Source organism: Thiocapsa bogorovii (genome assembly GCF_021228795.1).
In the GTDB taxonomy this organism is placed as follows: domain Bacteria; phylum Pseudomonadota; class Gammaproteobacteria; order Chromatiales; family Chromatiaceae; genus Thiocapsa; species Thiocapsa bogorovii.
In genome coordinates, this window is sequence record NZ_CP089309.1 from 838438 (window position 1) to 860982 (window position 22545).

Consider the following 22545-nt stretch of genomic DNA (forward strand, 5'->3'; position numbering starts at 1 on the left):
CCCTGCTTTCCTAAAGACCCCAGTGCTCGGAATAGCCCCCTAGTCGGAAGGCGGAGAGGTCAATTCCCGGCAACCCCGGCACCGCAGCCCGCATCGCCCACGGAGCAGCGCGCCCGAGATCAATGAAATCAAATCAAGGCTCAAGGCGCTTCGACGACGCTGATTTGGGATACATACAAGGCCGGACCCGAACGACAACAGACCATGCCACATCAGACGCGCCTTAATCCATGACCCGAATCGACTTCTACAGCCTCGACGGCAACAGCGGCGGCGATCGCTTCCTCCTCGTCTGTCGCCTCGTCGACCGCATCCGTGCAACCGGCGCGCGCGTGCTGATCCACTGCCCCGATCCGGATCAAGCTCAGCATTTGGATCGTCTGCTCTGGACCTTCCGAGAAGACAGCTTCTTGCCCCACGGACGGGTCGGCCGCACCGATCCGGAACTGACTCCCGTCCTCATCAGCGGCGACGGCTCCCCCGACGAGGAGGATCAGGTCTTGGTCAACCTCTCGAGCGAGGTCCCCGAGTTCTTCGGCCGCTTCGAGCGTCTCTGCGAGCCCATCGACCACGACCCCGCCGCCCGCCTCGCCGGCCGCGAGCGCTTCCGCTATTACCGCGATCGCGGCTACCCGCTGGAGCACCACGAGATTCGGCTCTAAACCACCCCGCAAGACGCGTTGCAATCGAGCTTTGTTGGCCGGGGTGAGCCCCGGAGCCTCGGCATCCGCGAAACCCTGCATCAAGCCGGGTTCGCGGACGCACTCCACCCGGCCCCTTCCCGTCGGTCTCTCATTCCTTCGGTAGCGTCGAGCCACAGGCGGACGAGCCGGCCCGCTTGCGCGCTCGCAATCAGGGGGTTGACGCGCCGTCAATTCTGACTATATTCGTAGGTGAGAGAGCAGTTAATGTCGGCATAAGAATTATTGATCCACCAAAGACCAAGGATAATCACGATGACCCAAACCGCCGTCCGCACCCAGACCCCGCCCAAACATCGACCCCTACCCGTCGACGAGGACGGATTCCTGATCGACCCGACGGATTGGAACGCGGGAATGGCCCGTGTCATGGCGGAGCTCGACGAGATCGGGCCGCTTGGCCCCGACCATTGGTCCATCATCTACTACCTTCGCGAGCACCGCATGACCTACGGCTCCATCCCGCCGGCGTCGCAGATCTGCCGCACCCACGGCATGAAGCGCGATGCAGTGCATCGGCTCTTCGGATCCTGCCGCCAGGCGTGGCGCATTGCGGGTTTACCGCATCCCGGTGATGAAGCCTTGAGCTATATGAGCTAAACCGCTTCTGGAGCGGGATGCATCGGGCCGGGAGTGATCAGCTACGGCAGAAACCAGACCTGTCGTCGCTGACGCCGTTTAGGGTTCGAAAACGATCGAAACACCAAGCACCTCGCTCTGGACAGGGCTTTCAGCCGCGTCGGTAAAACCCTGCCATTCAAGTCAATCACCTGTTTGTTGCCAGCGAAGGGGCCGCGACAAGGTTCACGGGTCGGGCTGAAGCCCGACCGACAGCGGATCGGGTCGTGCGCGCGTCGGATTTGGTCTTCGCCCAGCCGGCCTAGATCACCGATAAGGCTTCAACTCGTTGAAACCCGCGCGGCAGCAAACGCCCGCGGCGCCCGCGTTCGCCCTGGTAGACATCCAGATCGGCCGGCTTCAGGGTCAAGGTCCGTTTTCCCGAGAGCAACACGAGACTCCCGCCCTCCGGGACCACGGCGAGCGCGGTCACCATCTCCTCCCGAGCCGCGGCGCGGGCCGACGGGATTCCGATGATCTTGTTCCCCTTGCCCCGCGGCATCTCGGGAAGCTCCGAAACCGGGAACAGCAGCAGATGCCCCGCCGTGGTGACGGCCGCAAGCCTGGCGCCCTCGAGGCCGCCTTCCTCCCCGGTCAACGCGACCGGCACCAAGACCTCGGCCCCCTTCGGCAGACTCAACACCGCCTTTCCGGCCCGAGACTTCGCGTAAAGATCCTCCATGCGGGCGATAAAGCCGTACCCTGCGTCGGAGGCCATCAGCACACGACTTTCGGGAGGCTCGCCGAGTACCGCGACGAAACGCGCACCGGATGGCGGATCGAGTCGGCCGGTCAAAGGCTCACCCTGCCCACGCGCGGACGGCAGGCTATGGGCCGGCAAGGAATAGCTGCGCCCTGTCGAATCGAGAACGACCACGGCTTGACTGCTGCGCACCCGCACCGCCATGAGGAACCGATCTCCGGAGCGATAGCTCAGCCCGGCCGGATCGACCTCGTGCCCCTTGGCCGCGCGCACCCAGCCCTTCTCCGACAGGACCACGGTCACCGGCTCGCTTGGTGTCAGATCGACCTCGTCGATCGCCGCCGCGCCGGCGCGTGCGACCAGAGGCGAGCGCCGCGGATCGCCGTACTTCTCGGCATCGAACGTGATTTCCTCGGAGATGAGCCGCTTCAGTGCCGCGGCGTCGCCCAGGATGGCTTGCAGCCCGTCGCGCTCCTCGGCCAGCTCCGCTTGCTCGGCACGGATCTTCATCTCTTCCAGACGTGCGAGCTGACGCAACCGGGTGTTCAGCACGTAGTCCGCCTGGGCGTCGGAGAGCGCGAACCGCTCCATGAGCACCGGCTTGGGCTCGTCCTCCGTGCGGACGATGCGGATGACCTCGTCGATATTGAGAAAGGCGATCAGCAGGCCGTCCAAGAGGTGCAGACGTTCCAGGACCTTATCCAGACGATGTTGCGAGCGCCGCCGGACCGTCTCGGTGCGGTAGGCCAGCCACTCGACAAGGATATCGCGCAGGGTCATGACCCGCGGCCGACCGTTCAGCGCGATCACGTTCATGTTGACCCGGTAACTGCGCTCCAGATCGGTCGTGGCGAACAGGTGCGACATCAGGCGATCGACATCCACGCGATTGGAGCGCGGTACGATCACCAATCGGGTCGGAAACTCATGATCGGACTCGTCGCGGAAGTCCTCGATCATCGGCAGTTTCTTCGCATTGAACTGCTGCGCGATCTGCTCCAGAACTCGGCTGCCGGAGACTTGATAGGGCAAGGCCGTGATGACGATCTCGCCGCGCTCGACCTCGTAGACGGCACGCTGCTTCAGGCTCCCGCCGCCGGTCTGATAGATCTTCGCAAGATCTTCGCGCGGGGTGACGATCTCGCCGGCAGTCGGAAAATCCGGCCCCGGAACGAAGCGCATCAGGTCCTCGAGTGTCGCGTCCGGATGATCGAGCAGATGGATGCAGGCACGTGCCACCTCACGCAGGTTGTGCGAAGGGATGTCGGTCGCCATGCCGACGGCGATCCCGGTCGCCCCGTTGAGCAGAAGGTTCGGCAGACGCGCCGGCAGCAGCTTCGGCTCCTCGAGCGTCCCGTCGAAGTTCGGCTGCCAGTCCACCGTCCCCTGATCGACCTCGTCGAGCAGCAATCCCGCGTAGGGCGTAAGACGCGACTCGGTGTAGCGCATCGCCGCGAACGACTTGGGATCGTCCGGCGAGCCCCAGTTGCCCTGTCCGTCCACCAGCGGATAGCGATAACTGAAGGGCTGGGCCATCAGCACCATCGCCTCGTAACAGGCGGAATCGCCGTGTGGATGGAACTTACCCAGCACATCGCCGACGGTGCGCGCGGACTTCTTGAACTTGGCTGCGGCGGAGAGCCCGAGCTCCGACATGGCATACAGGATGCGCCGCTGCACGGGCTTGAGCCCGTCACCCACATGGGGCAGGGCACGGTCGAGGATGACGTACATGGAATAGTCCAGATACGCCTTTTCGGTGAAATCCTTCAGCGGCAGGCGCTCGAGGCCCTCCGCGTTGTAGGTCGTGATTTCCGTCATACCGTCGTCTTGCGCTCACTGAATCCGCGGTCGGGCATGATGCGGCAAGATGCGGCTCGGGACAAACCCGGGCCGAGGCCCGGACGACGGGATTTCCAGCATGGCGCCCCCGAACGCAGCCCGATCATTGATCCTGAACCCCGCCGTGGATCCCTTTCTGCGGCACGCATCCTACTCGAAAAGATCGAGCTGGCTCCCCGGGAGCAGCGGCCGGCGAAAGCGGGACGCGTCGAGATCCCACCCGCTGTCCTGTCGGTCCAAGCCGAGGCGCCGCGCGGCTAGGCGAAAGCGCTGAGCAAGCAGTTCGGCCACTGGACCTTTCCCCGTCATCCGAGTCCCGAAGTCCGGGTCGTTGAGACGTCCGTCTCGGCATTGTCGAATCAGGCTCAGGACCCGCTCGGCCCGATCCGGGACATGCACCCGCAGCCAGGCATCGAACAGCTCCGCAACCTCGCGCGGCAGACGGACGAGCAGGCAGCCGGCACGGGAAGCACCCGCCGCAGCGGCGCGCTCCAGGATGCGTTCCAGATCCGCATCCGTCAGCCCCGGGATCAGCGGCGAGACCAAGACGCCTACGGGCACGCCGGCCTGTGCGAGGGTCTGCACGACCTCCAAGCGCCGCGCCGGAGACGCCGCCCGCGGCTCCAGCCGACGCGCCAAGTGTGCATCGAGCGTCGTCACGGAGATCTGCACCGCGACCAGTCCAAGCTCGGCCATCGGGATCAGCAGATCCAGATCGCGCAGGACCAGGGCCGACTTGGTGGTGATGGCGACCGGGTGGCGACAGTCATGCAACACCCGAAGTAGGGAGCGCGTCAGCGCAAGGCGCCGCTCGATCGGTTGATAGGGATCCGTGTTCGCCCCGAGCACCAGGGTCGCGGGGCGATAACTCCGGGCGGCCAGTTCCTGCTCGAGCTGGCGCGCCGCATCCGGCTTCCAGAAGAGGCGTGTCTCGAAATCCAGGCCCGGAGATAGGCCCAACCAGGCATGTGTCGGACGCGCATAGCAATAGATACAGCCATGCTCGCAACCGCGGAATGGATTCACCGAGCGATCGAAGGGGATGTCGGGCGATTGGTTGTAGCTGATCAGGGTGCGGCTCGTGTCCACCCCAAGCTGCGTGCGAAGGGGCGGGAGCTCAGCGTCGACCGGCCAACCGTCGTCTTCGGACTCGCGTCGCGCGGCCGAATAGCGCGAGTCCGGGTTTAGGGTTGCACCGCGTCCGTCCGGCTTGGTCGGTCGAATCATTCCAAAAGACACCGCCGGCCGCCAGCTTCCAGCCACCTGCCCTTCAAGATCCCCGAATGCGCTCGTCTTGACGGACATTGATCCCGGCTCATCGCGGTCAGGCCCACGACCAAACGATCCCGCATATCACTGCCGGAACCCGGCGACGGGAGGCCTGCGGCATTCTCCGACATAATGGGACCCACCCAATCACAGCAGGCGAATGCATGTCCTTCACCTTCGCACCCATCGGCCACATCCGCTCCCCCTACACCGACAAGTTCGGGATCCCGCGCCAGCCCGGATTGGTGACCGCCGCCGAGGCGCGTGTCGAGCTGCTGCCCGACTTCGCGCGGGAGGAGGCATTCAAAGGGCTCGAAGGCTTCTCGCATGTCTGGCTCCTCTTCGTCTTTCACGAGGACTGCCTGATCGCCGGCTGGAGCCCGACGGTGCGACCGCCGCGTCTCGGCGGCCGCGAGAGCGTCGGCGTCTTCTCGAGCCGCGCGCCCTACCGGCCGAACCCCATCGGGATCTCCGCGGTCGAGCAGCTCGGACTCGTCAAAGACGGACGCGGACTCGCGCTCGAGGTGCGCGGTGTCGATCTCTTGGATGGCACCCCGATCCTCGACATCAAGCCCTATGTCCCTTATGCAGACAGCATTCCTGGAGCCAGAAGCGGCTTCGCCACGGCGCCCGAGATCGTCGCCGCCGACGTCGACTTTTCCGCGGAGGCCCTCCAAGGCATTGCCGAAGCGGATCCGACCGGGGCGCGCCGACTGCGCACGCTGATCGAACAGGTCCTCGCCCAAGATCCGCGCCCGGGCTATATGGGCCGCTACCCCGAACGCCGCGAGTTCGGCCTCCGGCTCTACGATCTGAACGTCCGCTGGAGGATCGACGGAAACACCATGTGCGTCGTCACCGTCGAACCGCTTGTCGACACCGCCGCCGGTGGCCGGATCGGCGAAGCCTAATCCGACAGGCCGCCCCGGACGCCCGATACGACCACGCCGGCCGCGGTCGGCTCAGGCCCGGCGCTGGCGCAACGCCTCGTAGAGACAAACACCCGCGGCGACCGAGACATTGAGACTCTCGACGGCGCCGCACATGGGTAGGCGGACCAGCCGATCGCAATGCTCGCGTGTGAGACGACGCAGGCCGGTGCCTTCGCTGCCCATGACCAGGCCGAGCGGCCCTGTGAGGTCGGCGGCATAGAGCTCGGTGTCCGCATCGCCGCTCGTTCCGGTGAGCCAGATCCCTCGCTCTTTGAGGTAGCCCATGGTCCGGGCCAGATTGGTGACCTGCACATAGGGCAGGGTCTCGGCGGCACCGCTGGCGACCTTGCAAACGACCGGCGTGAGACCGACGGCGCTGTCCTTCGGCGCGATGACGGCATGGACGCCGGCACCTTCCGCGGTGCGCAGACAGGCCCCGAGATTGTGTGGATCCTGCACCTCGTCGAGCAGAAGAAGAAACGGCGGACCTTCGACGCGCTCGAGGAGTCCATCGAGATCCTGCTCGGAGCGTGCCGCCGGAACACGCACCCAGGCCAGTGCGCCCTGGTGATTGGCGCCCTCGGCTGCGCGCTCCAGTTCGTCGCGCTCGACCTGGCGGACCTTGACGCCCGCCTGACTCGCGAGATCGGCCAACTCCGCTAACCGCCGGTCCCGACGACTGCGGTCGAGCCAAAGCTCACCGACCCCTTCGCTCCCGAACTTGATCGCGGCGCGCGCACTGTGAATACCGCCGACCGGATGCAGCCCCGCCGTCGGGCGCCGCACCTCGTCACGGCTCCCGACGAGGCGTCGCGCAGTCTTCATGGTCAGGAGGTCGGGGCCGCGCCGGCCGGCTTGCGTTTGCGCCGGTTGCGCGAACGCGGCTTCTTGGCGCCTTCGGCAGGTTTGTCTGCCTGAGCCGGAGCCGCCGACGAGCCGGCCGCCTGAGCCGTCGGCTTCGCTTTCGGCTTGGACTTGCGCCCGCCCTGTCCGCCCTTAACGCCCTTACCGCTCGCCTCGGCGAGCACAAAGTCGATCTTACGATCGTCGAGGTTTACGGCTGCAACCTGCACCCGCAGGGGATCGCCGAGACGGTAGACGGTGCCGGTGCGCTCGCCGTGTAGACGATGGCCGATGGGGTCGAAATGGTAGAAGTCGTTGTCGAGCGCGGTGATGTGCACCAGGCCATCGACATGGACCTCGTCGAGCTCGACGAAGATGCCGAACGAGTTGACGCTGGTGATGATGCCGTCGAACTTCTCACCGAGCTTGCCCTTCATGAACTCGCACTTGAGCCAATCGTCGGCGTCACGGGTCGCCTCGTCGGCGCGCCGCTCGGTGCCCGAGCAGTACTCGCCGATCTGCTGAAGCTCCATCTTGGAGTAGTCCAGGTCGGCCGCGGTCCCGCCGCGCAGGAGGTGCTTGATGATGCGATGGACGACCAGATCCGGGTAGCGGCGAATCGGGGAGGTAAAATGCGTGTACGCATCGTAAGCCAAACCGAAATGGCCGACGTTGTCCGAGCTGTACATCGCCTGCTGCATGGAACGCAGCAACACGGTCTGGATCAAGCCACGATCCGGACGGTCTTTGACCAACTCGAGCAGCTCGGCATAGTCCTTGGCGGTCGGCTTCTCGCCGCCCGGGAGCTTCAGCGCGAGCTGTCCGAGAAACTCGCGCAGGTCGCTCAACTTCTCCGCGTTCGGCAGGTCATGGATGCGGTAGAGCGCCGGCATCTTCTTGCGCTCGAAGAGACGCGCGGCGGCGACGTTCGCGGCGAGCATGCACTCTTCGATGATCTTGTGCGCCTCGTTGCGCACCAACGGCACCACGGCGGCGATGCGTCCCTGCTCGTTGAAGACGAACTTGGTTTCGACGGTGTCGAAGTCGATCGCACCGCGCTCTGCGCGCGCTTGGTGCAGTGTCTGGTAAAGGGCGTAGAGCTCGTGCAGGTGGGGCAGCAGGTCCGCGTGCTTCTCGCACAGATCGGCATCACCGTCGATGATCATCGCGGCGACCTGGTCGTAGGTCAGCCGCGCATGCGAGCGCATGACACCCTCGAAGAAACGGGTGCGGGTAACCTTGCCTTCCGCGTTGATGTAAAGCTCGGCGGTCATGCAAAGCCGATCGACATGCGGGTTGAGCGAGCAGAGCCCGTTGGAGAGTACCTCCGGCAGCATCGGGACGACACGGTCCGGGAAATAGACCGAGTTGCCGCGCGAATAGCCTTCGGCGTCGAGTGCGGTACCCGGAACGACATAGCTCGAGACGTCGGCGATGCAGACCAGCAGCTTCCAGCCCTTAGGCTTGCGCTCGCAATAGACGGCGTCGTCGAAGTCGCGCGCATCGGCCCCGTCGATCGTCACCAAGGGGATCTTGCGCAGGTCGGTAGGGCCCTCCTTCGCCGCCTCCGGGACCTCGCTCCCCAACCCCGCAATCTCGGCCTCGACCTCCTGGGGCCACTCGATCGGAAGATCGTGGGCGCGGATCGCAATGTCCGTTTCCATCCCGGGCGCCATGTGGTCGCCGAGGACCTCCAGGATCCGACCGATCGGCTGGGTTCGCTGGGTCGGCTGATCCGTGATCTCGGCGACGACGATCTGGCCCTGCTCGGCCCCCGCGATCCGGTCGCTCGGGATGATGATGTCGTGCGTCAGCCGCTTGTTGTCGGGCGCGACGAAGCCGACACCGCTCTCCTTGTAAAGCCGCCCGACCACGGTCCGGGTCTTGCGTTCCAGGATCTCGACGACCGCACCCTCGAGCCGACCCCGTCGATCGCGCCCTGCGACACGCACGACGACGCGGTCGCCGTGAAACAACGCACGCATCTCTTTGGGATAGAGGTAGAGGTCGTCGCCACCCTCGTCCGGGCGTACGAAACCGAAACCGTCCGCATGTCCGATGACACGACCGGCGATCAGATCGCGTCGGTTGACCAGACAGAACGCCTGGTTGCGATTACGCACCAACTGACCGTCACGCACCATGGCGCCGAGTCGGCGCTCCAAGGCGATCAGATCCTGCTCGTCGGTGAGGTTGAGCGCTCGGGCAACCTCGTCGGCACCGGCCGGTGCACCGAGATTGGTGAGTGTTTCGAGGATAAATTCGCGACTGGGGATGGGGTTGGCGTACTTTTTCGCCTCGCGCTGGCGATGGGGATCCGCTTCTTTGGCGGCTGTCGAATTTCGGCGTCTTGTCACTTGGGCTCGTTCTTGTCCGGAAAAGGTTAGTGTAGCCTTGACACCCTTTGGTTGTCTCACTAATATTCGCGCCTTGCCACGGGGACGACCTTCTTCAAGAGATCCCCGGAACCTCATGCCGAGGTGGCGGAACTGGTAGACGCGCATGGTTCAGGTCCATGTGGGCGAAAGCTCGTGGAGGTTCGAGTCCTCTCCTCGGCACCATCTTCTCGGCCCCCTGGATCCCCTCGGTCTCTTCAGCCCGCTACGGGCGCTCAACCCTTAAGTACAGCGGCGACCGGAAAGACGGTCGCGCCAATCGCTACATTCCCGCCTGGAATTCATCGCCGGTCTTCACCGAGCAAACGCTTTTCCGGCTCGGGCGAGCGCTGCTGTTCGCCACATGGGCAGGTACAGCATCTTCGGCGAATCACGGCAGGCGAGGAAGCCGAAGCGCCGATAGAACCGCGCCGCCGCTTCGTCCTTGGCATCGACGGCGATTCCGGCACTGCCGACGGATTGCGCCGCGCCACGGGCCCGATTCACGGCATCCGCCAACAGGATCCTCCCGAGCCCCTGCCCCTGGATGTCGAGCCGAACTGCCAGGCGACCAAGGCGCGTCACCGGAATCTGACGCGGATAACGCTTCGCCAACCCAGACGGTAAGGCTTCGACAAGGACGATGGCCGACGACAGGGCATAGAACCCCAAAATGCTGGATGAGCCGACACCTGCGTAGCCGTTGCGCTGAAACGCCTGCGCCGCCTCGTCGTCGCGCGGGACTGCAACGAATGTCCGCGAGATGCCTTTGCTCTGATGCTGTAGAGCGGTTTGCCTCAACCAGGAATCGAGGGCCCCAACGCCGGAGTCAAACCCGCTTCGGTCGTGGCGCCCAGTCAAGGGTTCCAGTGTGATCATCACGTCGCACCGCGTAGTCCTGAAGTGCCGCCGTCAAGGTCTCGTTGGGCGGCAGCGGGTTATCGAGCGCACGCAGAAAGGCATCGGCGTCACGTTCGGACAGACGAATGACCCGCTCCTGCTCGATAATGCGCTCGGCCTCGCGCAACGCCGTTTGGACGATGAACTGGTTGACCGTCGCGCCCACCATGCCTGCCGCAATCTCCAGTGTCTTTTGGACGTCGGCGGGTACACGGGCGGTAATGCGGCCGCGGTCGATCGATGCTGTTGACATGAGAATATCTCCTGATCGCCTGACACAAGCATCTTAGCAAAGTGGTGACATTTTGTCACCTCACGCGATTGCGACGCTGCGCCGGCTTCGGCGATCGATGGAGCTGCGAAACATCCGTGGACCTCACGGCGTCCGTTTCGTCGATGATCCTGTCTGCGGACTCGACTCCTTTGTTCGGGTTCAATCCTCGATCCGCCGAACCCCATCGAAATTCTCAACGACCGGATGATCACCGAAGTGCCAGGTCACGCCTTCGCGGCGCAGGGCGGTCGTCGCCATCCCGGCATCGCTGGCGGCATCGAGCTCTTCTCGGATGTCCGAGAGGAAGAGGATCTCTCCGGGCGGCAGACCGATCTCGGAAGCAATGGCACCGTAGGATTCGGGCTCGCGCTTCACGCCGATGCGCGTGTCAAAGAAGCCGGAAAAAATCGGCGTGAGGTCGCCGTAGTCGGTGTGCCCGAACAGTAGCTTCTGAGCGTGCACCGATCCCGACGAATACACATAGAGCCGCAGGCCAGCGCCATGCCAGGCTCGAAGGCGACGGACAGCATCTGGGTAGATGTGGCCCCGGAAGTCGCCGCGGGCATAACCCTCCTCCCAAATCAGCCCCTGCAGTGCCTTGAGCGGGGTGATCTTGCGGTCGGTCGCGATCCAGTCGAGCAACTGCCTGATCAGCGCCTCGTCGTCGCCGGATCCACCCGCGGCGGCGCGTGCATCTTCGAGCAACTGCGTCACCTGCGGATCGTCGCGATGCGCCCGCACAAAGTCGGGCAGCCGCTCTGCGGCGTAGGGAAAGAGCACGTCCTTGACGAACGAGAGGCTCGAGGTCGTCCCCTCGATGTCGGTGAGGATCGCCTTGATCATGTGGACTGACTACTCGAAGCGGGGAAAGCGCGACGCGATGTCGCTGCCGGTGAAGTTGGCGACCCAGCCTTCCGGGTTGGTGAAGAGACGGATCGCGGTGAAGTGCGGACGCGGGCCCATGTCGAACCAGTGGGTCGTGCCGTCGGGGACGCTGATGAGATCGCCCTGCTCGCAGATCACGGCGTAGACGCGGCCGCCGGTATGCAAATAGAAGAGACCGCTGCCCTCGACGAAGAAGCGCACCTCGAACTCGGTGTGGGTGTGCTCGTTCAGGAACTTCGCGCGCAGGGCCTCGCGGTCGGGGTGGTCCGGCGTCATGCGCAGGACATCCACCGAGCCGAAGCCGTAGTCGGAGATCAGACGGTCGATATCGGTGCGATAAGCGGCGATGACGTCGTCGGGCGTCGCTTCCGGCGCCAGGACGCGGTCGGCCTGCCAGCGCTCGAAATTGACACCGATCGCGTCCAGCTCGCGCCGGATGTCGGCGAAGTCCGTAAAGACTGCATCGGGGACGGGGCGGTCTTCGGTGTGAATGCGCAGCTCGCTCATCGGCTCATACTCCTCGTGAGGGTTTCGCATTCGAGCAGGAACTCGAACGCCTCGATCCGCCGACGCGCTTCGGCGACGTTGCTGCCCCAGGTATAGAGGCCGTGACCGGCAATCAAGTAGCCGGACAGATCCGGCGTGCGCTCCAGCGCCTGCTCCACCTCGAGCGCCAGACGCCCGATATCCTGGTCGTTGGGGAAGACGGGCAGTGCGAGCCGGGTCTTGTGGGTCTCGATCCCGGGCAACGCCTTCAAGACCTCGTAGTCGGAGAGCATCAAGGCGTCGCCGGCCAGGCGAGAGAGCACGGTGGCGTTGACCGAGTGGGTGTGCAGCACGGCACCGATGGCCGGATCGCGTCGGTACAACATCAGATGGAGCTCGGTCTCGGCGGACGGGCGACAGCCCGCGGTCAGGATTCCGCCTCCGAGATCCATCGCCATGATCCCGCTCGCGTCGAGCTCGCCCTTGTGACGCCCCGACACGGTGATGGCGATGCGGCGCTTATCCAGACGCGCGGAGAGGTTTCCGGAGGTCGCCGGCAACCAGCCACGCGAAAAGCAAAAGTGCCCGACGTCGATGAGCTCGGCGGCGCGCTGTTTGAAGACCTCGGGATCGTCCATCTCGGTTCTGCCGGACAAATCCGCAATCTAAGGCAGAATCCGGATGAGGTCCAATGGTGGAGGCAGATTCAACCGCCGCGATGCGATGCGATGCAGCCCGCCCGGCCGAACCGCCGGGCGGACCGAGTCGGTCCCGCTCCTTATTTCACCAAGTCGCGGTAGGCATGCCAGGTCGCATGCCCGAGCAGCGGAAAGATCGCCACCATGCCGACAAGGAAGGTCGCGAACCCTATGGCGACCAGGATGACGATCAGGGCGGCCCACAGGATCATCGCCGGCAGATCGGCAAGCGTGACACGGATGCTGGTGCGCACGGCTGTCGGCGAATCCACGTGACGGTCGATGATGAGCGGGACCGCGACGACCGATCGCGCAAAGACGACACATGCGAGAAGACCGCCGACCACGGCGTAGGAGATCATCTGCGCCCGGGTCAACTGCTCGAGCACGCCACCCCACATCGTCGCCTCGACGCCCGGACCGGCACTTCCCAAGGCCAGATACAGCATCAGCGTGGAGGCCGCAAACCAGATCGCACCGATCGCCAACAGCTCGGACGAGAACCGAATCAGGGCCGTGCGATGCTCCGCAAGGACCGAGAGCGAGGTGTCGAAATCGGCGGGCTCCCCGGCCGCGAGACGACGCGACAGCTCGCACAAGCCCGCCGCAAAGAGCGGCCCGACCAGCAGGAAGCCGGAAACGGCTGCGGCGATGAAATACGGATGCCGCCAAAAGCCGAGGATCACCGCACCCAGCACGGAGACAAGCAATCCGTAGGCGAGGCTGGCGCCGGGGGTCCGGCGGAGATCCTCCCAACCTCTGCCCAGCCAGACGAAGGGTTTTGCCAAAGAAACTTGCATGACAGGCAACGCATGGCCGCCATGTCCGCTCAGGTAGGTGACGAGACTCATGATTCTTCCTCCCGACGGTTGTCGTGTCTACCGACAGGGGTTGCCGGAACGGCGGCGAGGATCTTCACGGCATCGCGAAAGGATGCGTTTGAAGGTGGCTCGCTGGTCTGGATAAGATCCGATGCACTGCCTCCCGGAAACCCGATCGGCGCGGACTTCAAAACCAACTTTTGCGCTTGGTCTTCAGTGAGAGACTAGTCGCGGGAGGATTGGTTCGCAAGTCACGTCGATGACGTGTATCGATGATTCGAGTCGCTGACCTGGCTCGACAGCGATTACGACTCCGGGAAACGCCGGTTGAGACAGGCGTCCGGACAGGACGTCGCCCAGAGGCGTCCCGGCCTCGCGGCGTGAAAAACCGGCGGGAATCCTTTCCCGCCGTGCGCGGCTACCAGCTCAGAACCACGTAGCGCTGCATATCGTCCTTACGGACCAGCAGCAGCACCCGTCCGGTCTCGCGCCCCGCCTTCACCGCTTGCTGAAAGTCCGCGACGCTCTTCACCCATTCGCGATTGACCTGCAGGATCAGTGTGCCCGGCTCGATCCCCGCGGTTGCGGCGATCGATCCCGGCTTCACCTCCGTGACCAGAACGCCCTCGCCGGCCTGACCGCCGAACTGCTCGGCAAGCTGCGGCGTGAGATTCTGTAGGGTGAGACCCAGTTCCTCGCTGGTTTGGGTGGGCGAGGAGGATGCAAGGGCTTCGGCGTTCAGCGTCCCGATGGTGACATCGAGGGTCTGCCTTTGCCCGTCGCGCACGATGGTGAGCTCCTGACTGCTCCCGGGCGGCGTGAGGGCGACGCGGTTTCGGAAGTTGCCGACATCCGTCACGGGCTCGCCGCGATAAGCGACAATGACGTCGCCTTGGCGCAGACCGGCCTTCCCGGCGGGACTGTCTTCCGTGACCTGTGCGATCAGAATCCCCTCGCCCTGCTGCATCCCGAAGGATTCGGCAAGGTCCGCGGTCAGCGGCTGGATGACGATGCCCAGGAATCCGCGCGTCACCTCGCCTTGCTCGATCAACTGGTTGGCAATGGCGTTGGCGAGATTGATCGGGATGGCGAAACCGACGCCCATATAGCCGCCGCTGCGACTGAAGATGGCGGTGTTCATGCCCACCACGGCGCCGTCGAGATCGACAAGCGGCCCCCCCGAGTTACCCGGGTTGATAGCGGCGTCGGTCTGGATGAAGTCCTCGTAGTCGTTGATGCCGAGGCTGGTACGCCCGGTGGCGCTGACCACGCCGACCGTGAGGGTGTGACTCAGCCCGAAGGGATTGCCGATCGCGACCACCCATTCGCCGACCTCGAGTTTCGCCGAGTCGCCCAGAGCGAGTGCGGGCAGGCCGCCGGTCTTGATCTCGATAACGGCCACGTCGGACTGAGGGTCACGGCCGGTCACCTCGGCATCGAATTCACGTCCGTCCTGAAAGGTGACGCGGATCCGCTCGGCACCCTCGACGACGTGATTGTTGGTCATGATGTAGGTCTTGTCGGTGAGGAGACCACTCTCTGCGGCGAACACGAATCCCGAGCCCTGCCCCATCGAGCGCGGCTCGCTGGGCGGGGCTCCAGGTCCTTGGCCGCGCGGGATTCCCGGAAAGCCCTCGCCGAAGAAGCGTTTGAAGAATTCGTCCCCGAAAGGCAGCTCATCGCCGAAGGGCAAGCCGAGGGGAGCCTGCGCGGTGGCCTGCCGTTGGCCTTCGACTTGGACGAAGACCACGGACGGAGACACCGCCCGCCCGACCGAGGCAAACGCCTTGCCGGTCTCGCGCAGACTCTCGACACCGCCGTCCAAGGCCTGCGCGGGGCCCGCGAGAATCGCCGCCGAAAGTATCGCTACACTCACAAGATGCCTTTTCATCGTTGTCTCCAATGAATTGACTTGTTCAATCGAAATCGCTCGATTCTCCCACGTGCTCCGACGCCGCTCGCCTCTGCGATGCCGTCGGCTGATCGCTCGATCGCCGACGCGGCAATCATCCGCGAGCTTACGCCTCGGCCCAACCGCGCCACCGGTAGACCCACCATCCGACATACTCCTTCAGGGCACGCGTGCTGTCCGACAAGGCTTCGGCGTCCGGGAGCCAGCGGATGAGATGAGCAGGCTCGGGCATCACCTCGAAATCGGTCGCCGCCGGCACCGCATCGATCCCGGCTGCGCGAAAGGTCGCCAGTGCGCGCGGCATGTGCAGAGCCGAGGTCACCAAAAGGACGCGATCGAACCCCTCCGCGCTTAGGATCTCGCGAGTATAGAGCGCGTTCTCGCGGGTGTTTCGACTGCGTCCCTCCAGCAGGATCGCAGCGGACGGCACACGCAGATCGGCGAGGAAACGCAGCATCGCATCGGCCTCGCTGCGGCGCTCGCCCGCCCAAGGCATGGAGCCACCCGAAACGATGACGCGCGGGGCCTTCCCCGCACGATAGATCCGCGCCGCGTGCCAAACCCGGTCCGAGGCCCGCCCCAGATCCGGGTCCGGCCAAGCGGGCGGGCCGCCGCGAATGCCGCCTCCGAGGACGACCACGGCATCCGCCTCCGGCAAGACGTCCACCGGCTCATGCGGGAACCGGCCTTCCAGCGAGAGGCGCAAACCGTCCGAGACGATCGGAATCGACCAGAAACCGAGCCAAAGGATCCCGACCGACAAGGCAAAAAGCCCCGATCGGCGCCGGCCCGCGACGAGAAGCACAAGCGCCAACAGCGCCAGTACGATCGAGAGCCCGAGCGGATAGGCCAGTTGGCTGAGCACCTTATCGAGGTAAAGCATGAGGTCGATAGCTCCGATCGCCGGGATCGTTCGGCCGATCCGGATCCGTGCTCAGGCGGCTAACCCAAATAACCGGGTACCACGGCGTCGACATCGGTCGCCACGATGCCGAGCCGATCGAGTCCATCCTCTCGACAGAGGCTGTCGATCTGAAGGGACAGATAGTTATCCGTACTGAAGGGTTTACCGGGAAGCTTCTCGAAGATGCGCGCCTGAAGTCGGGCGAGACGATCGCTCAGGGCGACCACTCGGACCTTGCGCCCGATCCGGCTTCCCGTGTAGATCAGGATATCGCGCAGTGCGAAGGTGCGCGGTCCGCAAAGCTCATAGATCTGTCCGCGGCTCGCCGGATCTTGGAGCGTGCGAAGCATGGCGGTCGCGACATCGCCGACATAGACCGGGGCGAATCGCGCGTCGGCACAGGCGAGCGGGAATGGCCCCGGAAGCAAACGCAGCAGCGATGCGAACCGATTGAAGAGTCCATCGCCCGGCCCGAAGATGACCGAGGGACGAAACACCGTCACCGCCAATCCCTGTTCGGCCGCCGCCAAGGCGACCGCCTCGCCCCTGCCCTTGCTGCGTAGATACTCGCTTGGACCGGCCGGGTCCGCATTCAGCGCACTCATGTGCAGGTACCTGTCGATGCCGGCGGCGAGCGCCGCGCGTGTCGTCGACTCGACCATCCCGACATGGGTTTGCTCGAAGGTGCGCCCGCCCCCCTCGTTGAGGATGCCGAGCAGATACACCACCGCGTCGCATCCGACCATCAGATCGGCCAAACCGGCTTCGTCCCATTGGTCGAGCTGCACCAGCTCGCAGCCCGGAACGAGCCGTAGGTGTCGATAGCGATGGGGATGGCGCGTCGGCACACGGGTCCGATATCCGGCGCCGGACAGGCGATTTAGGAGATGTCGACCGACGAAGCCGGTTCCCCCAATGACACAAATGCACGGATGTCTCATGATGTCGTCGTGACTCGTCTGGGGCGTCTCGGCGCCCGTGGCCAGACTAAACCGCGTCCAGGTGTGATGCTTTCACCCCGAGGAGCGCACGGCCTCGCCGCCACGTGCGGCGTTGGCGAGACGCGGTTTAGGAAACTCAAAAAGCCATGAAGCTCGCTGCGCCTGTGGATTGACTCTGCCGTGACCCGGGCGAGTCCGTTAGCCGGATGCGATCGAACCCGGCCGGGCGACATTGGCACAAGTCATGCGGGACGCGCAATGCGCGATTCATCCATTCGTTGCGGAGTCATGTCGAAGACAGCCCTGGCCGCCCTTCAGCCATGCCGGCCTTCGATCGTTCAGGACGGAATCCAGTGCTCGAGCTCCTAGCCTATCTCGCCATCGGCGCCGCCTCCGGAATGTTGGCCGGCCTTTTCGGCGTGGGCGGCGGCGTGATCGTCGTCCCGGCACTGATCCTGCTGTTCACACAGATCGGCATGGGATCGGAGTGGATCCCGCATCTCGCCGTCGGAAGCTCACTGGCCGCCATCGTCGGGACGGGAGCGGCGTCGACCTATGCACATCACCGGCGCGGTGCCGTGCGCTGGGATCTGGTCGCCCGACTGGCACCCGGCATCGTCCTCGGCGCCTGGCTCGGCGCCGCCTTGGCCGGGATCATCCCCGAACTTTGGCTGACTCGTCTCTTTGCCGTCTTTCTGACCTATGTCGGGATCCGAATGCTGATTCCCCGGAAGATCCATCTCGAGCACACCCTGCCCGGCTCTCCGGGGATGTGGGCGGCGGGCGGAGGCATCGGGACCCTCTCGGCGCTGGTCGGGATCGGCGGCGGCACCCTGACGGTGCCTTTTCTCGGAAACCGCGGAATCGACATGCGCAAGGCAGTCGGGACCTCGGCCGCCTGCGGTTTGCCGATCGCGCTTGCCGGCGCCATCGGCTTCATGGTCGTCGGCTGGGGACGCGAGGGATTGCCCGAGGCCAGCACGGGTTTTGTCTACTGGCCTGCAGTCGGGGCCATTCTGCTCGCCAGCATGCCCACCGCCCCCCTCGGCGCATCCCTTGCGCATCGTCTCCCGGTTGCCCTCTTGAAGCGGCTGTTCGGGGTGTTTCTGCTGCTGATCGCCCTGCGCTTGGCCTATTGAACCACGTCCGGGTGTCCGATATGCGAGGCTCGCCGACTTGGGCTCGCGTCCGATCGATCCGCAAAGCTCGGAGTCGACGCGGTTCAAGAGTTTTTTGGATTGATTCTGAACCGCGTCTTGCCCAGGTTCTTTAGATCCTCGACGGCGCTTCCAACGACGATATGGCGGATTGCGCCGGACACGGTTCAGCTGCCCTCGAGGACGAGACGGCGATACAGATAGATCTGGCCCTGGCGGTCGCGTAAGACCAAGCGGCCTTGGTCCAAGGCGTACTCGAAGTCCTGAGTGAAGCCCTCGCGCCGATTGGTCAGCTCGACACGGTCTCCGTTGATGCGAATATCCCCGTCGATGTAACCGCTCAAGGGCGCGTAGAGACGGTAACGTCGGCCCTGCACGATCAGGAGTCCATCGTCGCTGCCCTCCCAGATTCCCTCCAGCGGACCCGCGGCCCAGGGCATCGCGCCCGTCATGGCGCTGCCCGGATTAAAGCGCTCCATCATCTGGCCCATCTGGCCCATTTGACCTGTCGGATCCATTTGCGACCCACCCGGAAAGGGCATCGAACCCGCGCCCGGAACGCCCGGCATAGCCCCGAACCCCGACGGCCATCCGGACATGCCCATTGGATTCGGCACGCCGGGCGAACCGCCGGACATAGCTCCGCCGGCGGCGCCGAAGAGACCCATCGCCTCCATCATGCGCACCATGGCATCCGCCATGGCCGAGCGCGTATCGGCGAGCACGGGCGGAGCCGCCAGCGAGAGCCAAATCGCGATACATGCAAGACAAGTGCGGACGACGTTCGACATCAGTGTTTCATTCAGGACTCGAAAAAATCCGCGCCGGGCACGGGGGGGAGCCAATCGGACAGGCGTGTCGGCGGAAGACCCAAACGCTCGCCGTAGATCACCCGATAGGCGAGGACACGTTCGACATAGCGACGCGTCTCGCGGAAGGGGATCGACAGGATCCAGAGATCGGCCTCGACACAGGCGTCCGGCAGCCAGCGTGCAACGCGCGCCGGACCGGCATTATAGGCCGCCGTGGCCAACGCGGCGTGACCAAAACGATCGCGCATGCGTGTGAGGTATGCACTGCCCAGCGCGATGTTGACCGAGGGGTCGAGCAGATCCCACCGTGACGGCGGATCCAAATCGAGCGTCTGCGCGACCTCTCGTGCCGTCGTGGGCAGGAGCTGCATCAGACCGATCGCACCGGCGTGGGAGGCCAGGGTGCCGGCAAAGACGCTCTCTTGTCGAATCACAGCGAGGACCCAGTCCGGCTCCACGCCACGCTGCCACGCCTGCTCCTCGACCAAAGAGCGATGAGCGACCGGGAAGCGCAACTGGATGTCCTCCCAGTAGCCGGACCGTGCCGATGCCTGAATGGCCTGGTCGTGCCAGCGCATCACGTCGGCCACGTAGGCGGCCGCCAACAGATCCGGGCCGCCCAGATGCTCCATCAGCTCGCGCCACTCGCGGCGCATGTCCGTCTCCCGACCCAGTCGGCTGAGCTCGCGCATGCGTGCGAAGGTAGGGCCGCTCGCCAAGGCGCGGATCCGCTCGGGCTCCGCGGGCGTCCCGACTTGGTCGAGTTGATAGGGCAACCCCAACCGATCCGCCGCCAGGAAGGCCCAGAGACTGCGCCCCCCGGCTGCCCGCATCAGGGTGGCGTGCGCGTCCTCGTCGCGCCCGAGCTCGGCCTCGGCACGCCCTTGCCAGTAAAGCCAGCGGTCACGCTTGACGGCACCTTCGGGCATTCGAGCCACCCAATCGGCGACCCGTTCCCAGGCCTTCAGGTCGACCGCCGCGCGCAGGCGAACCTCTTGCTCGGTCAGGGTGTGCTCGGTCGCGCGCACACCGTCCCACACCGCAAGTCCGCGTGGATCCCCGGCGCGGGTCAATGCCTGTCCGATCGCCGCATGGGCGCGATCGGATGCCTCTCCATTCGTGCGCAAAACGTCCGCGAGAGACGCCAGCGCGTCGGCCGCCGTCCCGGGCGAGAGACGCGCCAAACCGACGAGCCCGTGCGCCAGGATCGCAGCGCGTTGGGGATGTCCGTCCTCGACGGATGCCGGATCCAAGACCAGCGACGGATCGGCGTCGACCGCGCGCCAAGCGGCGTAACGATGCTTCTCCGAATCCCGTAGGAGCCCGCCCAGATAGCCGGCGACACCGCGCTCGCCTGCCTCCATCGCCAGGCGGATGCGCTGGAGGACAAGCTCGGTCGTGAGCCCGCCGACATCGCGCCACGCCGCGAAGACGGGATCGCAGGCATCCGGCTGCGACCGGGCCGAGAACCACAGAGGCTCGACCTGAGCCAGCGCCTCGTCGCGCCGCCCCGTCTCGATAAGTGCGCGCAGGTAGAGACAGCGCCGCTCGGGCGCCCGGTCCGGCCGGTAGATCCGCGCGTAATCCGACCAGCGCTCGGCTGCGGCGAGGCGTGCCAGATAGGCCAGGCGAAGCCGGGTCCCAAGCTGTGTTTGCGGGAAATCGCTCAGAAAGCGCTCGATCTCCTCATCCGAGGTCGCCGCGAGATCCCGGGTTAAAACGGCAAAGCGCAGGTAGGGGTAAAGGGGGTGATCGACGAGACCCGCGGAGAGACGGCCGAAGGTCTCGAGGTCATTCGCCTCGAGCGCGCGCTCGGCAGCCAGAAACGCGGGGCGATCGTTTGCGCCGGGCTGACCAACCACAAGGCACGCGACGAGGAACAGGGCCGTCGAAGCGCAGATCCGGAAGACAGCCGACGCGGCACGCGAAGAAGATGGACTGGCGAACATGGACGTGGAAAACATCCTGATACCGAAAGATCCTGATACGCTTGTCGGCACCCGCCGAGTCGGCGACACTTCGGGCTCCGACCCGCTCCGATCGCAGTCGCCGACGGCACAGTGGATAGGATAACGCCGATGCACCTTCGACACCCTGACCTGGCCTTCATACGTTTGAGCGTCGCACTCTTGGCTTCCGCGGTCATCTGCGCGGCTGCCGAGGCGGCGAAGCTCCAAGGCATCTACTCCAACATGGAGCCGTCGGTCGAGCAAGGGGAGCTGATCGGCATCGAGGTCTTCGTCGTGCCTCATGTCGAGGATGACGAGGTCGCTTACGTCGCCTTGGTCCAGTTCTCCGATGGCCTGCCGACGCGACCTCAACTCGTCGATCTGGCGATTCAGGATGACGGCATTTCCTTCTCCGCCGTCCATCCCATCGAAGGTGAGATCGGATTCACGGGGAGCATCGACGCCGAAGGGTTGACCGGACGCTTCGACGCCCTCGGCGAGGTCTCCTTACCTCGCGGAGAGAGTATCTGGCAATGGGGCGCGAGCGGGCGCTGACCTGCCGACGCTATCCGCCAACTCCGACATTTTATTTCTCAAAGAGAGACGTCCATGAAGACTTTCATCCTCGCCCTAATCTTTCTCTTGATCGGAAGCGCCGTCGGAGGTTTCCTCGCGCTTGGCTTCGGTGCCGGATTGGGTGCGGCAAGCGGACTGGTGATCGGATCCCAGGCCGGTGCCTGCCTGGCGGTCGAGACCGCCGAAGAGAGCGGTCTCGTCACCGATCCCGCCCAGATCGACGCGCTGATCGCAACCACGATCGGGAAGATCCGCGACAAGAGCGGCGCCGTGCCGGCCGAGGCCGGATTGCAGTGGATCAGCAATGCCGCCGAGTGCCGGGACATCATCCGTCAGTTGGTCGAAGGCCCCGAGGCGGTCGCCCAGGCACCGGCCGCCCCGCGAGCGGAATAAGCCGACCCTCCGGGGTCGGAGCGGCGGGATCAGGATACCCGCCCGCGCTCGGCATCCTCGGCCCGACCGGCCCGGATCCATTCGTCGGAGAGATCGGCCTTCCGCAGAGCGGGTCGGCTCTCCAACATCGACCACCGGGATAACCGCCTCAAACACGATTCACACCGTACCACCTGTTTCGTCCTCCGGTCGATCCGATGGCACGACCGCCCCGCACCGCACGCCCTCGACGCCGCGCTTCTCCCGTGGCGGCTCCACCACCAGCCGTTTTCCGCTGATCAGGGCGTCCGTCACCTTGCGTCGCGCCTGCGCGAGGGTTCGCGACAAGGTGGTCCGCGAGATCCCCATCTGCACCGCACACTCCTCCTGATACAAACCTTCGAGGTCCGCGAGACGCAAGGCTTCAAGCTCGTCGGCACGCAGGGTCACGGACTCCAGACCCCGTCCGGGTCGACCGCAGGGTTTGAAACAGAGAAAGCCCGGATCGAATCCGATACAGCGGGCGCGTCGCTTTCGACCCGGCATCAGGCATCCTCAGGTTGAAGAGTTCCGAT

The 22545-nt window shown here is 65.0% G+C and carries 22 protein-coding genes and 1 tRNA gene; 7 read left to right on the forward strand and 16 right to left on the reverse strand.

Annotated elements, in window-relative coordinates:
• The first annotated feature begins 230 nt into the window (after nt 1-230).
• Together LT988_RS03870 and LT988_RS03875 are read left to right on the forward strand one after the other, a co-directional pair.
• Nucleotides 231-662, forward strand: a complete 432-nt coding sequence (locus tag LT988_RS03870) for a DNA polymerase III subunit chi (protein WP_232408923.1) — start codon at nt 231-233, stop codon at nt 660-662.
• Between the two features lie 294 nt (nt 663-956).
• The gene (locus tag LT988_RS03875) at nt 957-1301 is read left to right on the forward strand and encodes a TusE/DsrC/DsvC family sulfur relay protein (RefSeq protein WP_232408924.1); all 345 of its coding nucleotides are present in this window, start codon (nt 957-959) and stop codon (nt 1299-1301) included.
• A gap of 280 nt (nt 1302-1581) precedes the next feature.
• On the opposite strand, the gene parC is transcribed toward LT988_RS03875, so the two are convergent.
• Nucleotides 1582-3843, reverse strand: a complete 2262-nt coding sequence (gene parC, locus LT988_RS03880; RefSeq protein WP_232408925.1) for a DNA topoisomerase IV subunit A — start codon at nt 3841-3843, stop codon at nt 1582-1584.
• A 171-nt stretch (nt 3844-4014) separates the two neighbouring features.
• A complete protein-coding gene (locus tag LT988_RS03885) occupies nt 4015-5091 on the reverse strand; it encodes a PA0069 family radical SAM protein (protein ID WP_232408926.1) in 1077 nt (358 codons plus the stop codon).
• A gap of 206 nt (nt 5092-5297) precedes the next feature.
• On the opposite strand from LT988_RS03885, the gene tsaA reads away from it, so the two are divergent.
• Nucleotides 5298-6044 carry a tRNA (N6-threonylcarbamoyladenosine(37)-N6)-methyltransferase TrmO gene (tsaA, locus tag LT988_RS03890; protein ID WP_232408927.1) on the forward strand — a complete coding sequence of 249 codons (747 nt, stop codon included), beginning with the start codon at nt 5298-5300 and terminating at the stop codon, nt 6042-6044.
• Between the two features lie 51 nt (nt 6045-6095).
• Here the strand turns inward: tsaA and rlmB are convergent, their stop codons facing one another.
• Both rlmB and rnr read right to left on the reverse strand, forming a co-directional pair.
• On the reverse strand, nt 6096-6890 hold the full coding sequence (gene rlmB / locus LT988_RS03895) for a 23S rRNA (guanosine(2251)-2'-O)-methyltransferase RlmB (protein ID WP_232408928.1): 795 nt from the start codon (nt 6888-6890) through the stop codon (nt 6096-6098).
• A 2-nt stretch (nt 6891-6892) separates the two neighbouring features.
• Nucleotides 6893-9265: a ribonuclease R gene (gene rnr / locus LT988_RS03900; protein ID WP_232408929.1), complete on the reverse strand. Its 2373-nt coding sequence runs from the start codon at nt 9263-9265 to the stop codon at nt 6893-6895.
• A gap of 117 nt (nt 9266-9382) precedes the next feature.
• Between rnr and LT988_RS03905 the strand changes: the two genes are divergently transcribed.
• Nucleotides 9383-9469 (forward strand) — tRNA-Leu (locus LT988_RS03905).
• A 129-nt stretch (nt 9470-9598) separates the two neighbouring features.
• On the opposite strand, the gene LT988_RS03910 is transcribed toward LT988_RS03905, so the two are convergent.
• From LT988_RS03910 to LT988_RS03950, 9 genes are all read right to left on the reverse strand, one after another.
• Nucleotides 9599-10084, reverse strand: coding sequence for a GNAT family N-acetyltransferase (locus LT988_RS03910; RefSeq protein ID WP_232408930.1), 486 nt, complete (start codon nt 10082-10084; stop codon nt 9599-9601).
• A 28-nt stretch (nt 10085-10112) separates the two neighbouring features.
• Nucleotides 10113-10436 carry a type II toxin-antitoxin system TacA family antitoxin gene (locus LT988_RS03915; protein WP_232408931.1) on the reverse strand — a complete coding sequence of 108 codons (324 nt, stop codon included), beginning with the start codon at nt 10434-10436 and terminating at the stop codon, nt 10113-10115.
• Nucleotides 10437-10616: 180 nt separating this feature from the next.
• Nucleotides 10617-11300, reverse strand: coding sequence for an acireductone synthase (mtnC, locus tag LT988_RS03920; protein WP_232408932.1), 684 nt, complete (start codon nt 11298-11300; stop codon nt 10617-10619).
• Between the two features lie 9 nt (nt 11301-11309).
• On the reverse strand, nt 11310-11849 hold the full coding sequence (locus LT988_RS03925; protein ID WP_232408933.1) for a 1,2-dihydroxy-3-keto-5-methylthiopentene dioxygenase: 540 nt from the start codon (nt 11847-11849) through the stop codon (nt 11310-11312).
• The gene (locus LT988_RS03930; protein WP_232408934.1) at nt 11846-12466 is read right to left on the reverse strand and encodes a methylthioribulose 1-phosphate dehydratase; all 621 of its coding nucleotides are present in this window, start codon (nt 12464-12466) and stop codon (nt 11846-11848) included. The genes LT988_RS03925 and LT988_RS03930 overlap by 4 nt, the downstream gene beginning before the upstream one ends.
• A 140-nt stretch (nt 12467-12606) precedes the next feature.
• Entirely contained in the window at nt 12607-13377 is a 771-nt protein-coding gene (locus tag LT988_RS03935) for a DUF2189 domain-containing protein (RefSeq protein WP_232408935.1), read from the reverse strand.
• Between the two features lie 388 nt (nt 13378-13765).
• Nucleotides 13766-15238, reverse strand: a complete 1473-nt coding sequence (locus LT988_RS03940; protein WP_232408936.1) for a DegQ family serine endoprotease — start codon at nt 15236-15238, stop codon at nt 13766-13768.
• 127 nt (nt 15239-15365) lie between these two features.
• A complete protein-coding gene (locus LT988_RS03945) occupies nt 15366-16142 on the reverse strand; it encodes a YdcF family protein (RefSeq protein ID WP_232408937.1) in 777 nt (258 codons plus the stop codon).
• A gap of 59 nt (nt 16143-16201) precedes the next feature.
• Nucleotides 16202-17104 (reverse strand): complex I NDUFA9 subunit family protein, encoded by a 903-nt coding sequence (locus LT988_RS03950; protein WP_232408938.1) that lies wholly within the window; start codon nt 17102-17104, stop codon nt 16202-16204.
• A 320-nt stretch (nt 17105-17424) separates the two neighbouring features.
• On the opposite strand from LT988_RS03950, the gene LT988_RS03955 reads away from it, so the two are divergent.
• Nucleotides 17425-18243, forward strand: coding sequence for a sulfite exporter TauE/SafE family protein (locus LT988_RS03955; protein WP_408648041.1), 819 nt, complete (start codon nt 17425-17427; stop codon nt 18241-18243).
• A 185-nt stretch (nt 18244-18428) separates the two neighbouring features.
• Here the strand turns inward: LT988_RS03955 and LT988_RS03960 are convergent, their stop codons facing one another.
• On the reverse strand, nt 18429-19052 hold the full coding sequence (locus tag LT988_RS03960) for a hypothetical protein (protein WP_232408939.1): 624 nt from the start codon (nt 19050-19052) through the stop codon (nt 18429-18431).
• An 11-nt stretch (nt 19053-19063) separates the two neighbouring features.
• Entirely contained in the window at nt 19064-21022 is a 1959-nt protein-coding gene (locus LT988_RS03965; protein ID WP_232408940.1) for a transglycosylase SLT domain-containing protein, read from the reverse strand.
• A 129-nt stretch (nt 21023-21151) separates the two neighbouring features.
• Between LT988_RS03965 and LT988_RS03970 the strand changes: the two genes are divergently transcribed.
• Both LT988_RS03970 and LT988_RS03975 read left to right on the forward strand, forming a co-directional pair.
• Nucleotides 21152-21577 carry a hypothetical protein gene (locus LT988_RS03970; RefSeq protein WP_232408941.1) on the forward strand — a complete coding sequence of 142 codons (426 nt, stop codon included), beginning with the start codon at nt 21152-21154 and terminating at the stop codon, nt 21575-21577.
• Between the two features lie 54 nt (nt 21578-21631).
• Nucleotides 21632-21991: a hypothetical protein gene (locus LT988_RS03975; RefSeq protein WP_232408942.1), complete on the forward strand. Its 360-nt coding sequence runs from the start codon at nt 21632-21634 to the stop codon at nt 21989-21991.
• Between the two features lie 159 nt (nt 21992-22150).
• Here LT988_RS03975 and LT988_RS03980 read toward each other — a convergent pair whose 3' ends face one another.
• Nucleotides 22151-22516, reverse strand: coding sequence for a DUF134 domain-containing protein (locus LT988_RS03980; protein ID WP_232408943.1), 366 nt, complete (start codon nt 22514-22516; stop codon nt 22151-22153).
• Between the last annotated feature and the right edge of the window lie 29 nt (nt 22517-22545).

Coding starts and splice junctions, on each gene's coding strand:
- LT988_RS03945 (WP_232408937.1), bottom strand. CDS start 16,142: ATGCTTTACCTCGATAAGGTGCTCAGCCAACTGGCCTATCCGCTCGGG.
- LT988_RS03940 (WP_232408936.1), bottom strand. CDS start 15,238: ATGAAAAGGCATCTTGTGAGTGTAGCGATACTTTCGGCGGCGATTCTC.
- LT988_RS03980 (WP_232408943.1), bottom strand. CDS start 22,516: ATGCCGGGTCGAAAGCGACGCGCCCGCTGTATCGGATTCGATCCGGGC.
- LT988_RS03935 (WP_232408935.1), bottom strand. CDS start 13,377: ATGAGTCTCGTCACCTACCTGAGCGGACATGGCGGCCATGCGTTGCCT.
- LT988_RS03975 (WP_232408942.1), top strand. CDS start 21,632: ATGAAGACTTTCATCCTCGCCCTAATCTTTCTCTTGATCGGAAGCGCC.
- LT988_RS03970 (WP_232408941.1), top strand. CDS start 21,152: ATGCACCTTCGACACCCTGACCTGGCCTTCATACGTTTGAGCGTCGCA.
- LT988_RS03885 (WP_232408926.1), bottom strand. CDS start 5,091: ATGATTCGACCGACCAAGCCGGACGGACGCGGTGCAACCCTAAACCCG.
- rlmB (WP_232408928.1), bottom strand. CDS start 6,890: ATGAAGACTGCGCGACGCCTCGTCGGGAGCCGTGACGAGGTGCGGCGC.
- LT988_RS03875 (WP_232408924.1), top strand. CDS start 957: ATGACCCAAACCGCCGTCCGCACCCAGACCCCGCCCAAACATCGACCC.
- LT988_RS03955 (WP_408648041.1), top strand. CDS start 17,425: ATGCCGGCCTTCGATCGTTCAGGACGGAATCCAGTGCTCGAGCTCCTA.
- LT988_RS03870 (WP_232408923.1), top strand. CDS start 231: ATGACCCGAATCGACTTCTACAGCCTCGACGGCAACAGCGGCGGCGAT.
- LT988_RS03950 (WP_232408938.1), bottom strand. CDS start 17,104: ATGAGACATCCGTGCATTTGTGTCATTGGGGGAACCGGCTTCGTCGGT.
- mtnC (WP_232408932.1), bottom strand. CDS start 11,300: ATGATCAAGGCGATCCTCACCGACATCGAGGGGACGACCTCGAGCCTC.
- LT988_RS03930 (WP_232408934.1), bottom strand. CDS start 12,466: ATGGACGATCCCGAGGTCTTCAAACAGCGCGCCGCCGAGCTCATCGAC.
- LT988_RS03915 (WP_232408931.1), bottom strand. CDS start 10,436: ATGTCAACAGCATCGATCGACCGCGGCCGCATTACCGCCCGTGTACCC.
- LT988_RS03925 (WP_232408933.1), bottom strand. CDS start 11,849: ATGAGCGAGCTGCGCATTCACACCGAAGACCGCCCCGTCCCCGATGCA.
- tsaA (WP_232408927.1), top strand. CDS start 5,298: ATGTCCTTCACCTTCGCACCCATCGGCCACATCCGCTCCCCCTACACC.
- LT988_RS03965 (WP_232408940.1), bottom strand. CDS start 21,022: ATGTTCGCCAGTCCATCTTCTTCGCGTGCCGCGTCGGCTGTCTTCCGG.
- LT988_RS03960 (WP_232408939.1), bottom strand. CDS start 19,052: ATGTCGAACGTCGTCCGCACTTGTCTTGCATGTATCGCGATTTGGCTC.
- parC (WP_232408925.1), bottom strand. CDS start 3,843: ATGACGGAAATCACGACCTACAACGCGGAGGGCCTCGAGCGCCTGCCG.